This is a genomic window from Sphingosinithalassobacter tenebrarum (assembly GCF_011057975.1).
GTDB lineage: Bacteria > Pseudomonadota > Alphaproteobacteria > Sphingomonadales > Sphingomonadaceae > Sphingomonas > Sphingomonas tenebrarum.
This window is the reverse complement of record NZ_CP049109.1, coordinates 1-15,167: the sequence shown is the minus strand read 5'-3', so window position 1 is coordinate 15,167 and position 15,167 is coordinate 1. Positions and strand designations below refer to the sequence as shown.

Annotated in this window: 14 protein-coding genes; 11 read left to right on the top strand and 3 right to left on the bottom strand. The window is 66.4% G+C overall.

What is annotated here, in order from left to right:
- The first annotated feature begins 5 nt into the window (after positions 1 to 5).
- The 7 genes from G5C33_RS00070 to G5C33_RS00040 all read left to right on the top strand — a co-directional run bounded on the left by G5C33_RS00070 (position 6) and on the right by G5C33_RS00040 (position 6,322).
- The gene (locus G5C33_RS00070) at positions 6 to 734 is read left to right on the top strand and encodes a pyridoxine 5'-phosphate synthase (protein ID WP_165325345.1); all 729 of its coding nucleotides are present in this window, start codon (positions 6 to 8) and stop codon (positions 732 to 734) included.
- Between the two features lie 23 nt (positions 735 to 757).
- On the top strand, positions 758 to 1,003 hold the full coding sequence (locus tag G5C33_RS00065; RefSeq protein WP_165325344.1) for a hypothetical protein: 246 nt from the start codon (positions 758 to 760) through the stop codon (positions 1,001 to 1,003).
- 91 nt (positions 1,004 to 1,094) lie between these two features.
- Positions 1,095 to 1,505 carry a holo-ACP synthase gene (gene acpS / locus G5C33_RS00060; protein WP_165325343.1) on the top strand — a complete coding sequence of 137 codons (411 nt, stop codon included), beginning with the start codon at positions 1,095 to 1,097 and terminating at the stop codon, positions 1,503 to 1,505.
- A gap of 3 nt (positions 1,506 to 1,508) precedes the next feature.
- Positions 1,509 to 2,486 (top strand): signal peptidase I, encoded by a 978-nt coding sequence (lepB, locus tag G5C33_RS00055; protein WP_165325342.1) that lies wholly within the window; start codon positions 1,509 to 1,511, stop codon positions 2,484 to 2,486.
- Entirely contained in the window at positions 2,483 to 3,580 is a 1,098-nt protein-coding gene (locus tag G5C33_RS00050) for an AI-2E family transporter (protein ID WP_165325341.1), read from the top strand. The genes lepB and G5C33_RS00050 overlap by 4 nt, the downstream gene beginning before the upstream one ends.
- A 55-nt stretch (positions 3,581 to 3,635) precedes the next feature.
- A complete protein-coding gene (gene maiA, locus G5C33_RS00045; protein ID WP_165325340.1) occupies positions 3,636 to 4,265 on the top strand; it encodes a maleylacetoacetate isomerase in 630 nt (209 codons plus the stop codon).
- On the top strand, positions 4,262 to 6,322 hold the full coding sequence (locus tag G5C33_RS00040) for a TonB-dependent receptor (RefSeq protein WP_228275138.1): 2,061 nt from the start codon (positions 4,262 to 4,264) through the stop codon (positions 6,320 to 6,322). The genes maiA and G5C33_RS00040 overlap by 4 nt, the downstream gene beginning before the upstream one ends.
- On the opposite strand, the gene G5C33_RS00035 is transcribed toward G5C33_RS00040, so the two are convergent.
- Positions 6,307 to 7,362 carry a glycosyltransferase gene (locus G5C33_RS00035; RefSeq protein ID WP_228275137.1) on the bottom strand — a complete coding sequence of 352 codons (1,056 nt, stop codon included), beginning with the start codon at positions 7,360 to 7,362 and terminating at the stop codon, positions 6,307 to 6,309. The genes G5C33_RS00040 and G5C33_RS00035 overlap by 16 nt on opposite strands.
- Positions 7,363 to 7,709: 347 nt before the next feature.
- Between G5C33_RS00035 and G5C33_RS00030 the strand changes: the two genes are divergently transcribed.
- Genes G5C33_RS00030 through G5C33_RS00020 form a run of 3 tightly spaced genes read left to right on the top strand, consistent with a single transcriptional unit; the run spans position 7,710 to position 10,254 of the window.
- Positions 7,710 to 8,513 (top strand): hypothetical protein, encoded by an 804-nt coding sequence (locus tag G5C33_RS00030; RefSeq protein ID WP_228275136.1) that lies wholly within the window; start codon positions 7,710 to 7,712, stop codon positions 8,511 to 8,513.
- Complete coding sequence (locus tag G5C33_RS00025; RefSeq protein WP_165325338.1) at positions 8,510 to 9,046, top strand: DUF2141 domain-containing protein; 537 nt, start codon at positions 8,510 to 8,512, stop codon at positions 9,044 to 9,046. The genes G5C33_RS00030 and G5C33_RS00025 overlap by 4 nt, the downstream gene beginning before the upstream one ends.
- A 14-nt stretch (positions 9,047 to 9,060) precedes the next feature.
- Positions 9,061 to 10,254: a glycosyltransferase gene (locus G5C33_RS00020; protein ID WP_165325337.1), complete on the top strand. Its 1,194-nt coding sequence runs from the start codon at positions 9,061 to 9,063 to the stop codon at positions 10,252 to 10,254.
- 9 nt (positions 10,255 to 10,263) lie between these two features.
- Here the strand turns inward: G5C33_RS00020 and G5C33_RS00015 are convergent, their stop codons facing one another.
- Together G5C33_RS00015 and G5C33_RS00010 are read right to left on the bottom strand one after the other, a co-directional pair.
- A complete protein-coding gene (locus tag G5C33_RS00015) occupies positions 10,264 to 11,700 on the bottom strand; it encodes a DUF2029 domain-containing protein (protein ID WP_165325336.1) in 1,437 nt (478 codons plus the stop codon).
- On the bottom strand, positions 11,697 to 13,391 hold the full coding sequence (locus G5C33_RS00010) for a dipeptidyl-peptidase 3 family protein (RefSeq protein WP_165325335.1): 1,695 nt from the start codon (positions 13,389 to 13,391) through the stop codon (positions 11,697 to 11,699). The genes G5C33_RS00015 and G5C33_RS00010 overlap by 4 nt, the downstream gene beginning before the upstream one ends.
- A 118-nt stretch (positions 13,392 to 13,509) precedes the next feature.
- Here G5C33_RS00010 and G5C33_RS00005 point away from each other — a divergent pair, with 118 nt between their 5' ends.
- Positions 13,510 to 15,141, top strand: coding sequence for an alkaline phosphatase D family protein (locus G5C33_RS00005; protein ID WP_165325334.1), 1,632 nt, complete (start codon positions 13,510 to 13,512; stop codon positions 15,139 to 15,141).
- The last annotated feature ends 26 nt before the right edge of the window (positions 15,142 to 15,167 follow it).

The following is a 15,167-nucleotide window of genomic DNA, read 5'->3' as shown; positions in this document are numbered from 1 at the left end:
GGCCGATGAGCGGCAAGCTGCGCCTCGGCGTCAACATCGATCACGTCGCCACCGTCCGCAATGCGCGCGGCAGCGGCTATCCCGATCCGGTGCGTGCGGCGCTGCTGGCGGCGGAGGCGGGTGCCGACGGCATCACCGCGCATCTGCGCGAGGACCGGCGGCACATCACCGACGCCGATATCGAGCGGCTTTCCGCCGAATTGCCGATTCCGCTCAATCTCGAAATGGCGGCGACGCAGGAAATGCTCGAAATCGCGCTGCGCCATCGCCCGCATGCGGTGTGCATCGTTCCCGAAAAGCGCGAGGAACGGACGACCGAAGGCGGGCTCGACGCGGCGGGGCAGCGCGATCATCTCGCGCCGATGGTGCGCGCGCTTGGCGAAAACGGCAGCCGCGTGTCGCTGTTCATCGAGCCTGATGCGGCGCAGATCGACGCGGCGATCCAGCTCGGCGTGCCGGTGGTCGAACTCCATACCGGCCGCTTCGCCGAGCTGAAGGGCGAGGCATGCGCGGTCGAATTGAAGCGGCTGGCCGACGCAGCCGCGCTGGCGGCGAAGAACGGCATCGAAGTCCATGCCGGCCACGGTCTTACCTTCGACAATGTCGTGCCGATCGCCGCGATTCCGCAGCTTGCCGAGCTCAATATCGGCCATTTCCTGATCGGGCAGGCCATTTTCGACGGGCTGGCGCCGGTGGTCCAGCACATGCGCGCGCTGATGGATGCGGCGCGGTGAGATTTCGAGCGGCCTTTCCCATATTGCTGGTCGCAAATCTTCCCACCATCCTGTTTTCCGCCGGCGCGACCTTCGTTTCCTTGTTTGGGTTGAACGCCAACACAGGGTTCGTGTTCTGGGGGATATTACTTGCGCCGCTATGGCTGGCGATATGGCTCGCGGGCGCGCGTTCGCTGCGGCCGCTTTATCCGGGCCTGGCGTGCGCGATGGCCGCATTTTCCGCCTTTGCGCCTTTCCTCATTGTCGGAGCGATCTTGCTATTCGGATAGTTCGGCCCGAGTCCCGATCCGGTTCAGAACGGAACCTTCGGCCCGCTCGCGTCCTTATTGCCGCCGTATCCTTTCGCTAGCGACCCTCCCCATGATCATCGGCCTCGGCTCAGACCTTTGTAACATCGAACGAATCCAGTCGTCGCTGGATCGTTTCGGCACGCGTTTCGAAAACCGGGTGTTTACCGAAATCGAGTTAGCCAAGGCGAACAGGCGGCCGTTCACCAAGGCGGGGACGCTTGCCAAGCGCTTCGCCGCCAAGGAGGCTTTTTCCAAGGCGGTGGGGACCGGATTCAGGGCGGGCGTGTTCATGAAGGATATCGGCGTGGTAAATGCCCGGTCGGGCGCGCCCACGCTGGCGCTGGCGGGCGGTGCCGCGGCGAAGCTTGACGGACTGGTGCCCGAAGGTCACGTGGCGCGCATACACCTGACGCTGACCGACGATCACCCCTGGGCGTTCGCGCTGGTGATGATCGAAGCGGTGGCGCGGGAAGAAGGATAGAGGATGGCCACGGACGAGCTGGCGCTGGATCGCGAAGAGGCAGTCGACGAAGGCGCGACTGCCGATGCGGTCACGCAATCCGAACCGGCCGGCGGCGACGCGCCCCGGGAAAGCGATGACGGCGGCGACGGCGAACCGCCGCACCGCACCGACTGGTGGGGCGAGGTAAAGGGCATCTTCTGGCTGGTGATCGCCGTGCTCGGCTTTCACACGCTGATCGCCAAGCCCTTCTACATTCCGTCCGAATCGATGCTGCCCGGGCTGCGCATCGGCGACCGGCTGATCGTCACCAAATATCCTTATGGCTATTCGTTCATCTCGCCGACCTTCCATGTCCTGCCCTTCATTCCCGGCCGCCTGCTGGGCAGCATGCCCGAGCGCGGCGATGTCGTGATCCTGACTCCGCCGGGTAAGGAGACCGATTATATCAAGCGCGTCATCGGCCTGCCGGGCGAGATCATCGAAGGGCGCGGCGGCACCGTGTACATCAACGGCGAGCCGATCCAGCGCACCGCCGAGGGGCCCAGGATGATCCAGGTCGACGAAAATACGCGCTGCGCGCCGGATCAATATCCCGGCCGCCGGATCGAATGGGACGATGGCCGGCTCTATTGTCGCCTCCCTGTCTATCGCGAGACGCTGCCCGGCGGACGCTCCTATGAAACGGTGGACCTGGGGCGCACCGTCGCCGATGATTTCGGTCCGATCGCGATTCCGAAGGGCCATGTCTTCCTGATGGGCGACAATCGCGACAACAGCGCCGACAGTCGCTTCTCGTTGAACGAGGGCGGTCTCGGCGGTCCGGTCCCGTGGGAGAATATCGGCGGACGCGCCGAGTTCATCACTTTCTCGCTCAACGGCACCGAAACCTGGAATCCGACGAGCTGGCCGGGCGCCTTCCGCTCGGGCCGGGCAGGCAAGACGCTGCATCCCAGCCCCGGCGAGCGTGTGTCGGGCGACGACGATACGGTGACGCGATGAGCGAGGAGCGGGTCTCCGTCTATTCGGAACCGGGACCCAACGAGATGCGCGACCCGGCGGTCCGCGCGGAACTCAAGCGCGCATCGGTATGGTTCGGACTGGCAATCGCAGTCGCGCTTGTCGTTTTGCTGATCCAGCCGCTGCTGATCATATTCGGGGGCCTGGTCGTTGCCTCGATGCTCGATGGCGGTGCGCGGCTGCTCGGCAGGGTGCTGCCGTTGCCGCGCGCCTTGCGGATCGCCATCGTCGTGGCGCTCGTCGTCTCCTTCATCGCCGGGACATTCTACCTCGCGGGCGTCGAAATCGCGCAGCAGGCCGAGCAGCTGCGCGTCACACTGGCCGTCCAGGCCCAGCGCATCGCCCAGTGGGCGGCCGATATCGGCCTGCTGCAGGAACGCTCGAACCTGTTCAGCCTTGCCCAGCAGCTGCTCGGATCGATCGGGCAGGTCACTTCGGCGGTGGGGTCGGTGATCGGCGCCTTTGCCGCGCTGCTGATGATTCTGATCCTCGGCCTGTTCGTCGCGCTCGAACCGCGCATCTACGAGCGTGGGCTGCAATGGATGGTACCGCTTTCCGCGCGCGACGATTTCGCCGTGACCATCACGCGCATGGCCGTGACGATGCGGCGGCTGCTCGCCGGGCGGCTGGCGGGCATGGTGTTCGAAGGGACGATAACCTGGCTGCTGCTGTCGATCGCGGGCGTGCCGATGGCGCTGCTGCTCGGCATCATCACCGGCATCCTGGCCTTCATTCCCAATATCGGCGCGTTCATCAGCGGCGTGCTGATGGTCGCGGCGGGTTTTTCGGTCGGCAATGCCGAGGGTTTCTGGGCGATCGTCATTTATTTCGGCGTGCAGAATTTCGACGGCTATGTCGTCATTCCGATGGTTGCCAAGCGCACCGTCGATTTGCCTCCCGCGCTGACGCTTTCCTCGCAGATCCTGGCGAGCACGCTGTTCGGCGTGCTGGGGCTCGCGCTTGCCGATCCGCTGCTGGCGATGATCAAGGTGGCGCTCGAGCGCGAATCCGAAGTCGCAGCGCGAATCGAGCATGAGGATGGCGAAAAGGGCGAAGGCAGGATATCGCCCGCCTGAATTCCGGGAAGGGCGGGAAAGCGCCTTTCGTCCGGGGAAAAACAAGGGGGGAGCGATGCTGCTCTATGACTATTACCGCTCGTCGGCATGCTATCGCGTGCGGATCGCGCTCAATCTCAAAAGTGTCGCCCATCGCAGCGAGGTCGTCTCGCTGATCGACGGCGCGCAGAAGGAGCCGGCCTATCGCGGGAAGAATCCGCAGGGGCTGGTGCCTGCGCTCGATACCGGGGAAGGGCCGCTGCTCACCCAGTCGCTGGCGATCATCGACTGGCTCGACGCGCGTTTTCCCGAGCCGCGGCTTCTCCCCGCTGATCCGGCGGCGCGCGCGCTGGCGCTGGCGCAGGCGATGGTGATCGGCATGGATATCCACCCGATCGATAATCTGCGTGTGCTGCAATATTTGAAGCACCAGCTTCATGTCGGCGACGACGAACGCGACGACTGGTATCGCCACTGGATTATCGAAGGGCTCGCCGCGCTGGAAGCGATGGCGGGCGAGGGCCCCTATCTGGGCGGCGACGCACCGAACATCGCTGACACCTTTCTCGTCCCGCAGATGTACAATGCGCGTCGTTTCGCCACACCGCTCGGCGATTTCCCGAAGCTGGTGGCGATCGACGCCACGGCGCAGCAGCATCCCGCTTTCGTCGCGGCGCATCCCGATCGGGTCAAGCCGGCCGAATGAGAGCGTGCTGGCCGATGGTGGGGCTGGCGCTCGCCGCGCCGGTTGCCGCGATGCCCGCCTCCGCGCAGGAGGCGGAGATCGTCGTCACCGGCGAAGGGCTCGCTCCGCCGCCGGGCGATGCCGCCTATGCCACCGTCACCATCGAACGCGACCGGCTGGCGAACAGCGCCAGCGGTCGGCTCGAGGACATACTCGCCGATGTCGCGGGAATCGCGCAGTTCCGCCGTTCCGATTCGCGATCGGCGCATCCCACCAGCCAGGGCGTCACGCTGCGCGGACTGGGCGGCAACGCCTCGAGTCGCGCGCTGCTGACGCTCGACGGCGTTCCGCAGGCCGATCCGTTCGGCGGCTGGGTCGCCTTTCCCGCCTATCTGCCCGAACGGCTGGCGCGGGTGCGCGTGACACGCGGCGGCGGTAGCGGGATATCCGGGCCGGGCGCGCTGGCGGGAACGATCGATCTGACCAGCGCCGGCCCGGACATGCTCGGGCCGTTCGGCGGTGCTTTCCATTATGGCAGCCGCAACAGCTTCGATGCCGTGGCGACGGCTGCGCTGCGTCCCGCCGGGGGCGGGTTCGTGACGATCGCGGGGCAATATGCGCGCGGCGACGGCTTTCAGCCGCTCGTTCCCGGCGATCGCGGCCTGGTCGATCACGCCGCGCCCTATGAACAGGCGAGCCTGGCGCTGCGCGGCGTCGCGCCGATCGGCGGAGCAACCGAGCTGCAGGCCAATGTCTCGGGTTTTGTCGACCGGCGCAATCGCGGCGTCGACTTCGTCGATGTGAAGAGCGAGGGCGTCGATGCCAGTCTGCGGCTGGTGGGGCGGGGCGCCTGGCAATGGTCGGCACTCGGCTATGTCCAGACGCGCGTGCTGGCGAGCGGCTTCGCCAGCGTCAGCGATGCGCGTGACAGCGCCGGTCCGGCGCTCGACCAATACAACGTACCCTCGACCGGAATCGGCGCCCGGTTCGAGCTGCAGCCGCCGACCGGCGCCGCGCTGACGCTGCGGCTTGGCGGGGACCTGCGCCATGTCGAAGGTGAGACGCGCGAACGCTATATCTTCGTTTCCGGCGATCCCACGCGGCAACGCAGGGCGGGCGGCAACAGCGTCACGACAGGCGGCTTTGCCAGTATCGGCTGGCGCAGCGGACCGCTGATGCTCGATGCCAGCGGGCGTATCGACTACTGGCGCATCGGGCGGGGGCGGCTGATCGAACAGCCTATGGCCGGGGGCCCGGCGCTGACCGACATCGCCTATGCGTCGCGTACCGGCTGGGAGCCGACCGGGCGCGTCGGCGCGGCGCTGGCGGCTTCGCCCGCGATCACGCTGCGCGCGGCCGGGTATCTCGGCTGGCGGCTGCCCACGCTCAACGAACTCTATCGGCCCTATCGCGTGGGCGCCGACGCAACGGCCGCCAATGCCGATCTCGACCCCGAACGGCTTCGGGGCGTGGAGGCGGGCATCGACCTGCGTCCGGTGCAGGGGCTGTTGCTGTCGGCGACCGGCTTCTGGAACCGGCTCGACAACGCCATCGCCAATGTCACGCTGGGCAGCGGGCCGGGCAGCTTTCCCGGCGTCGGCTATGTTTCCGGCGCGGGCCTGTATCGCCAGCGGCGCAATCTCGATTCGGTCGAGGCGCATGGCGCCGAACTCGATGCGCGCTGGCGCAGCGGGCCGTGGACGGCCTCGGCAAGCTGGGCCTGGACCGATTCGCGCGTCCATGCCTCGGGCGCGGCCGCCCCGCTCGACGGGCTGCGTCCGGCGCAGGTGGCACGGCACAGCGCCTCGGCGAGTCTGGGCTGGTGGCGCGGGGCGGCGGGCGGCGCAGTGACGCTGCGCTATGCCGGGCCGCGCTTCGACGATGACCGCAATGTCGCGCGGCTGAACGATGCCGTGACGCTCGACGCCGTGCTGCGCGTGCCGATCGCAGCCGGGATTGTGCTCGACCTGCGCGGCGAGAATCTGTTCGACAGGCGTATCGAAACAGGCATTTCCGACGTTACCGAACGCGCGAGCCCGCGCACGCTGTGGATCGGACTGCGCTACGCGCCGCGCTGAGTGACCACATCGTCGAACAGCGCCAGATAGGCGGCGATCGAATCGATGCCGTCGGCGGCACGCGGCGCGGGACGTGCGGCCCCGGGGGCCAGCCAGCGATCGAGCGCAGCGATCAGCGCGGCTTCGTCACCGGGCGGCACGATGCTGCCGCTCCCGGGCGCGATCAGCTCGCGGATCGACACGCTCGATTCGGTTGCGACCACCGGCGTGCCGAGCGCCAGCGCTTCGTTCACGGCGCCGGGGACGCCTTCGAAATCCGATGTCAGCGCGACCAGCGCCGCGCCGCGCATCGCCGGGATCGGGTCGGCGGCATAGCCGGGCATGTGCACGCGAGCGCCAAGCGCAAACCGCGCGACCTGGGCTTCGAGCGTGGCGCGTGCGCTGCCTTCTCCGAGCAGCAGCAACTGAAGATCGGGGGCATCGAGCCGGGCAAAGGCGTCGATCAGGCGTTCCCAGCGCTTCTGCGGTTCGAGGCGCCCGACGCCGAGAATATAGCGCCCCTTCGGCAAGGGTACCGGCGCGGCGTCCGCAAGCGCAATCGCGGGCGGGTTGGGAATCACCGCGACGCGTTCGCGCGGGATTCGCATTTCGCGCACCGCTTCTTCGGCGGTCGCCTGCGTCATCGTCACGATCCGATCGCAGAAACGCGGGTGCATCCGCAGCCAGCGGCGATAGCCCCATGCGCCGATTCCGCGCATGTCGGGGCGCACCAGGCTGTTCGACACCTTGGCGACGATCGGCGGGCACGCCTTGCCGAGGCGCAAGCGGGTCCAGCCGCCCACGCCGGTATAATGATTGCCGGGGATGAAGATCAGATCGGGGCGGTATTTTCGTGCCAGTGCGGGCATGTCGAGCAGCGCGCGATAGTCCGCGCTTCCCAGTTCGATCACGTCGACTCCCCCGGGGAGTTCCTGCGCGAGCGGGCCCTCGCTGCTGCCGAGCACCAGCGTCACGCGGCGTCCGGCGGCGGCCCATCCGCCGGCCATGCGCAGCATCGCGCGCTCCACCCCGCCGCCGCGAAAGCTTTGTGCCAGCGTCATGATGTGCGCTGAGGCGGGACGAGTGGATTGTGGCATGGGCTTGCGTCGCTGCCTCATAATCGCCAAATCAGCGCATCAACAGACCCGAATCCTCGGATTTTCCGAGAATGCGTGGAGCGCCGTCGCTGGGGAGAGCGTAAGTCGCTCATATAATGAGTAAACAACGCGACCCCGTGGACGATAGCGAGAGCGACTTGGTGACCCGATCCGGAATAGATGCTCCCCTCCCCGGGGGAGGCGTCGACGCGCAAAAACTGCCCGAAGCCTCGGATATTGCCGGCCTTGAGCCGATTCAGAAGATTCGGCGCCGGTGGCCGACCATCCTTGGCGCCGTTCTGTCGGTGCTGATGATTGCCGCGGTCGGACGCGAATTGTTCGATACGGGACTGGCTGGACTTTCCCGCGTCATCCCCAAAAGCGTCGGCTTCTGGGTCTTTTTCCTGCTCGCCTATCTGATCCCGCCGACGTTCGACTGGTTCATCTTCCGAAAATTGTGGCGGATTCCGCTTTCCGGGATGGTCGCGCTGCACAAGAAGCGCATCTCGAACGAAACGCTGATCGGCTATTCGGGCGAGGCCTATTTCTATGCCTGGGCGCGGCAGCGGACCAAGATGGTTGCCGCCCCGTTTGGCGCAGTGAAGGACGTGATGATCATGTCGGCGATGGCCGGCCATGCCGTCACGCTGACGATGCTGGCGGTGGCATTGCCGCTGGGGATCGAGCTGCTCGAACCCGACGATCAGCAGACGGTGCTGCTCGCGGCGGGCGCGGTCGTGATCATGACGCTGCCCTTCATCATCTTCTCCCGGCGCGTCTTTTCGCTGCCGGTGCCTACCTTGTGGTGGGTGTTCGGGATGCAGGCGTCGCGCATCATCTCGGGATCGGTGATGCTCGCCTTCGCCTGGTATTTCGCGCTTCCCGAAGTCTCTGTGGGAATGTGGCTGATCCTGGTCGCCGGAAGGCTGCTTGTGTCGCGCCTGCCCTTCCTGCCTCAGAAGGAAACGGTTTTCGCCGCATTTGCGATCCTGATGATCGGTAGAGGGGATGCGATCTCGGAGCTGCTCGCGTTCACCGCAGCGTTATCCTTGTTGTTGCATGCTCTGTTGATCGGCTGTTTCAGCCTCTTTTCGATTTTGAGGAAGGAAAAATGAAGACCACCTACTTGCTGACCGCGGCCCTTGCAGGAGCGCTGACCGCAATCGCGCCCGCCCCGGCCGCCGCGCAGGGCAGTGGCATCCTGGGGGAAGATGCTTCGGCTTGCACGAATGGCCAGGGGCCGGCGATTCGCGCGACGATCACCGGTCTGCGCGACCGATCCGGGCGGCTCAAGCTCGAGCTCTACCCTGGCAATGAAGACGATTTCCTGAAGGACGACCGCGATCTGCGGTCGGAAGGCAAGTTCTTCCGGCGCGTCTGGGCGGATACGCCGGAATCAGGCAGTGTCGTGCTGTGCATCAAGGCGCCGAGCCCGGGCAGCTATGCGCTGTTCTTCACCCATGACCGCGACGGGAAGAACAAGTTCAATTTCTGGCGCGACGGCGCCGGCTTCGCCAAGCCCGGCAACCTGGGACGCAGCCGCCCGCGGCTTGAACAGGCGTTGGTCAATGTCGGTTCGGGCGTGACCAACGTCACGATCCGCGCGCAATATCTGCGCGGCGTCGCCGGTTTCCGCCCGATCGACTGAACGGAGCCGCGCCCATGCGCATCGTCGACGTCAACGAATATTATTCGCCCACCGGCGGCGGTGTGCGCACCTATCTCGATCGCAAGATGGGGATATTGGCGGAGCTCGGCCACGAGCTGATCGTGATCGCTCCGGGCAAGGAAAATTCGGTCGAGGATCGTCCCGGCGGCGGCCGCATTCACTGGGTGAAGGCGCCGCGGCTGATCCTCGACCGCAATTACGGCATCTTCATCGAGGGCAAGGCGATCCGCAAGCTGCTCGATGAACTCAAGCCCGATATCGTGGAATGCAGCTCGCCCTGGCGTCCGGCATGGATCGTCGGCGGCTGGCAGGGCGACGCGCTCAAGATCTTCTTCGCGCACAACGACAATATCGGCGCCTATCCGCAGCGCTGGCTCGATGGCCTCGCCAATCGCGACCAGGTGGAATCGATGTTCGACTGGTACACCCAGTATATGAACCGCTTCCTTGCCAAATACGACGCGTTCGTCACCAACGGGCCGACGCTGGCGCGGCGGTTCCGGCGGCGCGGCATGCATGTCGACGCGTCGATGCCGCTGGGGATCGACAAGGGGTTCTTCTCGCCCGACCTTCGCGATGAAAAGCTGCGCGCGGCGATCCTTGCCCAGATCGGCCTGCCGCCCGAGGGGCATTTGCTGCTCGGCATGGGGCGGCATCATCGCGAGAAGCGCTGGTCGCTGGTGATCGACGCGGTCGAACAGGCAGGCGCCGACCTGCCGGTGGGCATGATCATGCTCGGCGATGGCGTCGACCGCGAACGACTGGAGAAGCGACTCGCGGGCAGCCCGCATATCCGCATGTTCCGCCCGATCTACGACCGGTTCCGTCTCTCGCAGATCATGGCGAGCTGCGACGCGCTGATCCACGGGGCCGACAGCGAACCGTTCGGGCTGGTCGGCACCGAGGCGCTGGCGTCAGGCCTGCCGCTGATCGTGCCCGATCGCGGCGGCTGTTCAGACATCGCCGAAGTGCAGTTTGCCGAAACCTATGCCGCCGGAGACGCGCAGGCGGCGGCGGACGCGATCCGACGCATGGCGGCACGCGAGCCCAAGATTCTGCGCGCGGCCTCGCGCGCAGCATCGCAGCGGGTTCGTTCCGACCGCGACCATGCCGTCGCGCTGATGGACTATTATGCCGAGCTGCTCGAGCGCCATCGCAGCGGCGCCTCGCCGCGACAGGTCGCCTGAAGCGGCGCGTCAGTCGGGAACGTAGAGCCGGAAGCGATTGCTCGCGAGCGGCACGCGCCGCCAGCGCTGTTCCACGGCCCAGCCTTCCAGCCGCGCATCGAGCCGGGGATTGCCGCTGGTCCATTCGCCTTCGCCGCCAACCAGGATTGCGGCCGGTGGCGCCTGCGCGAAATGCCGCGCCATCGTTCGCGCCGAGACCAGCTTGTGATTGGGCTCCTGCGCGGCGGTGAGCAGCGAGGTCGCGCGGAAATAAAAGGGTCCCGTGGCGAAGCGCGGATCGATCGCGCCGCCCGCGCCGGGAAGGAACTGCGGCGACAGGGTCGCTACCGGCCCCTTGATGTCGGCGCGGGAAAGCGCTTCCCCGATCGCCGTGCTTTCCTGCCAGGCGGCGACCATCGCCGGCTTGCCCGAAAGCACCGCCGACAGGCTGGGTACCATCCCCGCCGCGGCGAAGACAGTGAACCCGGCCTTCCAGCCGGCGGAGAGCCGTTCGGGCATGACTATGGCGAGGCCGACGAAGAGCGGCGGCAGCATCGGCAGCAGATATTGTCGCCAGATCGGCGTCGGCAGCAGCGCGGCGATCAGCGCGGAAACCGATAGCAAGGTGCAAAGCAGCGTCGCGTCGGTGCGCGGGCGGTGTCGCGCGACGAACAGCAAGGCAGCCAGACCTGGACCGAGCGCCAGAAACTTCACGGTGTCGACCGGCTTGAGCAGCGTCCACAGCTTCCATGCGCGATCGCCGGCGGCGTAATATTCGCTCGGTGCGGCGGAGGGGAAGACCAGTACGCCGAACAGGAATTCTGCCGGGGCGGCGATCCACAAAGCCGCGACCAGCAGCGTCGGGCCCAGCGCGCCCGCCGCGACCCAGAGCGGCAGATGGCGGCGGTGCCACAGCGTGTAGAAACCATAGGCGGCGGCCGGAAAGGCAAGCGAGATCTTGGCCGCCGCCGCCGATGCGAGCAGCAGCCCGGCAAGAAAGGCACCCGCCGGGGTCGGCTGCCCCCGCGCCGCGCGCAGGATCGGGATCAGTGCGGCCGCCATCAAGGCCCCGGGCAGCGCATCGTTGCGCGCCACGCCGATGCTGAACAGCAGGATATCGGTCGTCGCGAACAGCGCCGTTGCGATTACTGCATTGCGCTTGGTCGCTTCGGCCTCGCGCGCCGCGCGCCATACGCACAGCAATGTGATCAGGCCCAGCCCGGCGTTGACGAGCCGCAGCCCCGGCCAGGCAAGGTGGCCCAGCAGCGCGGCAATCGGCGCGAAGAGCAGCGCCTGCAGCGGCGTCTGCAGATAGGCGAAGTCGCGATAGGGCAGGTTGCCCCATCCCAGCACCGCCGATGCGACATATTGGCTTTCGTCGTGATCGATCGGCCGCGCCAGCGCCAGTATCGCCAGCGCGAGGGCGAGCGCCGCGATTGCCGGCGCCCGCCGCCCGGTCAGGCTCATATCGCTTGGGGATAGATGGGCTGGATGTCGACCGGGATGTCGTCCATCGCCGCGATCGCCGCCTCGGCATGGCTGTCGAGATGCGCCCAGCGCGAGAAGAAGGCCCGGGTGCCTTCATAGTCGCCATGCGCCTGCAGCATCAGCATGTCGTGGAGCAGCGCGCGGATGCCGGCTTCCATCTTGTCCATGTCGATGACGTAATGGCCGGCGGCATCATCCCAGGCGAAGGCGCCGTAGGAGCTGAGATAGCCATATTGCGCCGCCGCGCCGCGGCCATGCGCCTCTTCCGTGCCGAAACGGATCGCACGGAAGATGCCGGTGAAATAGGTCGCGAACAGCTGTTCCTTCTCGGCGGCGGGCAGTTCGCCCTTGTTCATCATGAACAGGATGTTCCAGACGCCCATCACATCGGCCTTGGCTTCTTCGAGCGCTGAATATTGATCGCGCAGCTCCGCGTTCACCGTGGTGGTGCGCCCGTCGACGGTAATCGTGCCCGGCCCGAGGCTGTGCGAGAGTTCGTGGAACAGCGTTTCGAGCTGCATGTACTTCTTGCGCACCAGCGCCGCCTGATCGGCGGGAAGGACGATCGGCGCCATCGGCTGAAGGATGCGCTCGTACTTGGCGCCGAGCACGTTCGACAGGATCACTTTCTTCGCGCCCTTGGCTTCGCGCACGCGTTCGTCATTGGGCAGGTTGAAAGCGATGGTCTGCACGCCCGGGACATTGTCGCCGCCGCCATGCACCTGTTCGGCGACCGAGATCGGGCTGGCGAAACCGCGCTGGAAATTCTTGTACCGGTCGTCGATCGGGAGGTTGCCCTCCATGTCGCGCAGATAGCCCTTATATTTGTCGAGCGCGGCGCTTTCCTCGGGATCGCGCAGGGTGACGAAGCTTTCGAACGCGGTCTTGGTGCCCATCAGCCGGTCGGTATAGACTTCATAGGGGCCGATCGCGATTTCGATCGGCGTGTCCTGAAGGTCCATCCATGCCAGTTCGCTTTCATAGTAATCGTCGGTGCGGAACGCCTGGGCACGCAGCGACAGGAAGCGCTTGAGGCTGGGATTGGTGGTGATTTCGGCCGCCTGCTCCAGATATTGCGCGGCCGGCTCGAGCCACTCCCTGTATTCGACCGAATAGGGCACCGCGACCAGCGCGTCGCCGTCGCGCTTCACCACCGTATAGGGGCTGAGCAGCGCTTCCTTCTGATCGGGATGCGCTGCGATATAGGCGTCGAGTTGCTCGCGCGTCAGGTCGTGCGGGTAGAAGCCCGCGCCCTCTGGCATTTCCTCGGCGCCCCAGAAGGGGTGGAGTTCGGCGATTTCGTCCCACGGACCGAAATTGCGGTCGAACATTGCGAGCAGCAAGTCGCGGTCGGCGCGGCGGCTGCGCGAAATCGCCTCGCGCATCTGCGGCAGATCGGGGCCGCGCTGGCGCAGATAGACCTTGCCGAGCAGGTCCGACGCCTTGATCAGCAGATTGACGACCTGGCGTTCCTCGGCGCTCAGGAAGGCGGTGTCGGGGTTCATGTCGATCCGCGCGATCTTGTCCCATTGCGTCTGCAGGTCATAGCCTTCGGCCTGTTCGGGAGCCGGGGCCGGTGTCGGCGCCGAAGCCGTTTCGGCGGGCGGCGCGCCGCCGGTCGTGGTGCAGGCGGCAGTGGCGAGAAGCAGCGGAACAATCGCGAAGCGCATCGATGGCGACCTTTCAGCGGAATAGAAACTTGTCGCAAGCCTTAGCGGGGGCGGCACGCACTGTCACGAACCCGCCATATCCGCGGTGCAGTCAGGCGCGCGAACAGGGAGTATCACCATGACGTTTCAAGTTGACCGCCGTTCCATCCTGCTGACCGGTGCCTTCGGCATGGGCGCGTTCGCCGTCCCCGGTTTCGGCCGTGCGATGAGCGTGGCGGACATGACCGGTTTCACCCATTCGGTGGCGAGCGGCGAGCCTTCGGCAACGTCGATGCTGCTCTGGACGCGCTATGTCCCCGCCGATGGCAGTGCCGCCAAGCTCCGCGTCGAAATGAGCGAAAGCGCGGATTTCGCCAGCGTCGCGGGCGGCGGGGAAATGATTACCGGCCCGTGGCGCGATCATACCGCCAAGATCACCGTGACCGGCCTCAAGCCCGGAACCGCCTATCACTATCGGTTCATCGCGCCCGACGGAGGCATGTCGCCCGTGGGGCAGACCAAAACGCTTCCTGAAGGCGAGGCGGCGAAGTTCGGCATCGCGGTCTTCTCCTGCTCGAACCTGCCGTTCGGCTATTTCAACGCCTATGGCCATGCCGCCGCGCGCGACGACATCGACCTTTGGGTCCATCTCGGCGACTATCTCTACGAATATAAGAAGGGCGGCTATGCGCCCGCAGGCGGCGCGGTCGGCGGCCGTTGGCCCGCGCCCGACGGCGAATTGCTCGCGCTTGCCGATTATCGGCTGCGCTATGCCAGCTATCGGTCCGACCCCGACCTGCAGAAGCTGCATGCGGTAAAGCCGATGATCGTGTCGATGGACGATCACGAATCGGCGAATGACAGCTGGGAAGGCGGCGCGCAGAACCACCAGCCCGAGGAAGAGGGCGACTGGAGCACCCGCAAGATGGCGGCGCTGCAGGCGTGGCGCGAATGGATGCCGATTTCGGACGATCCCTGGGCCTATTATTCGATCGGCACGCTCGCCACGCTGTTCCGCACCGACACCCGCCTGCTCGCGCGCAGCGAGCCGCATGAACTGGCGCCGCTGTTCATGGCGGCCAGTCCGGCTCAGGCGCTCGCCGAATTTCGCGACGGCGCGTGGCAGGACACGGCGGCGACGATGATGGGAACGACGCAGGAAGCATGGCTCGACAAGGAAATGCGGCATTCGATTCGCCACGGCGCCAAGTGGCAGATCGTCGGTTTCGGCACGATCATGGGCAATCTTCAGGCGCCGCAGAACATCCTCGACTGGCTCGCGCCCGACGCGCCGGCGCGGACCAAGGCCTATTTCCAGGCGGGCGCGGTCGCGGCGCAGGCGGGGCTGCCGTTCAATCTCGACAATTGGGGCGGCTATCCCGCCGCCCGCGCGCGCTTCCTCAAATCCGCGCAGGAAATGGACGCCGAGCTGATCGTCCTGTGCGGCGACAGCCACAATGCCTGGGCGTTCGATCTGGCGCAGGATGGCGCACCCGCGGGCGTCGAATTCGCCGGGCACAGCGTGTCCTCGCCGGGCATCGAATCGGCGACCAGCGCCGATCCGGCGGCCATCGCACGCAGTCTGGTCGACACCAATCCCGAGCTCAAATGGTGCGACACCAGCCGCCGGGGCTATATGGCGCTGACGCTGACGCCCGAAAAGGCGACCAACGACTGGATCTTCGTCGACAGCATCACGACGCACGATCCGGCTGCGGCGCGCATCGGCTACAGCGCCAGCGTGACGCGCGGCGCGAAGGTGATGGGGTGATGCAATTCCTCCCCCAGCTTGCTGGG

Bases quoted from the DNA above. Each gene is read 5' to 3' on its own strand.
- G5C33_RS00070 (WP_165325345.1), top strand. From the start codon at position 6: ATGAGCGGCAAGCTGCGCCTCGGCGTCAACATCGATCACGTCGCCACC.
- acpS (WP_165325343.1), top strand. From the start codon at position 1,095: ATGATCATCGGCCTCGGCTCAGACCTTTGTAACATCGAACGAATCCAG.
- lepB (WP_165325342.1), top strand. From the start codon at position 1,509: ATGGCCACGGACGAGCTGGCGCTGGATCGCGAAGAGGCAGTCGACGAA.
- G5C33_RS00050 (WP_165325341.1), top strand. From the start codon at position 2,483: ATGAGCGAGGAGCGGGTCTCCGTCTATTCGGAACCGGGACCCAACGAG.
- maiA (WP_165325340.1), top strand. From the start codon at position 3,636: ATGCTGCTCTATGACTATTACCGCTCGTCGGCATGCTATCGCGTGCGG.
- G5C33_RS00040 (WP_228275138.1), top strand. From the start codon at position 4,262: ATGAGAGCGTGCTGGCCGATGGTGGGGCTGGCGCTCGCCGCGCCGGTT.
- G5C33_RS00035 (WP_228275137.1), bottom strand. From the start codon at position 7,362: ATGACGCTGGCACAAAGCTTTCGCGGCGGCGGGGTGGAGCGCGCGATG.
- G5C33_RS00030 (WP_228275136.1), top strand. From the start codon at position 7,710: ATGATTGCCGCGGTCGGACGCGAATTGTTCGATACGGGACTGGCTGGA.
- G5C33_RS00025 (WP_165325338.1), top strand. From the start codon at position 8,510: ATGAAGACCACCTACTTGCTGACCGCGGCCCTTGCAGGAGCGCTGACC.
- G5C33_RS00020 (WP_165325337.1), top strand. From the start codon at position 9,061: ATGCGCATCGTCGACGTCAACGAATATTATTCGCCCACCGGCGGCGGT.
- G5C33_RS00015 (WP_165325336.1), bottom strand. From the start codon at position 11,700: ATGAGCCTGACCGGGCGGCGGGCGCCGGCAATCGCGGCGCTCGCCCTC.
- G5C33_RS00010 (WP_165325335.1), bottom strand. From the start codon at position 13,391: ATGCGCTTCGCGATTGTTCCGCTGCTTCTCGCCACTGCCGCCTGCACC.
- G5C33_RS00005 (WP_165325334.1), top strand. From the start codon at position 13,510: ATGACGTTTCAAGTTGACCGCCGTTCCATCCTGCTGACCGGTGCCTTC.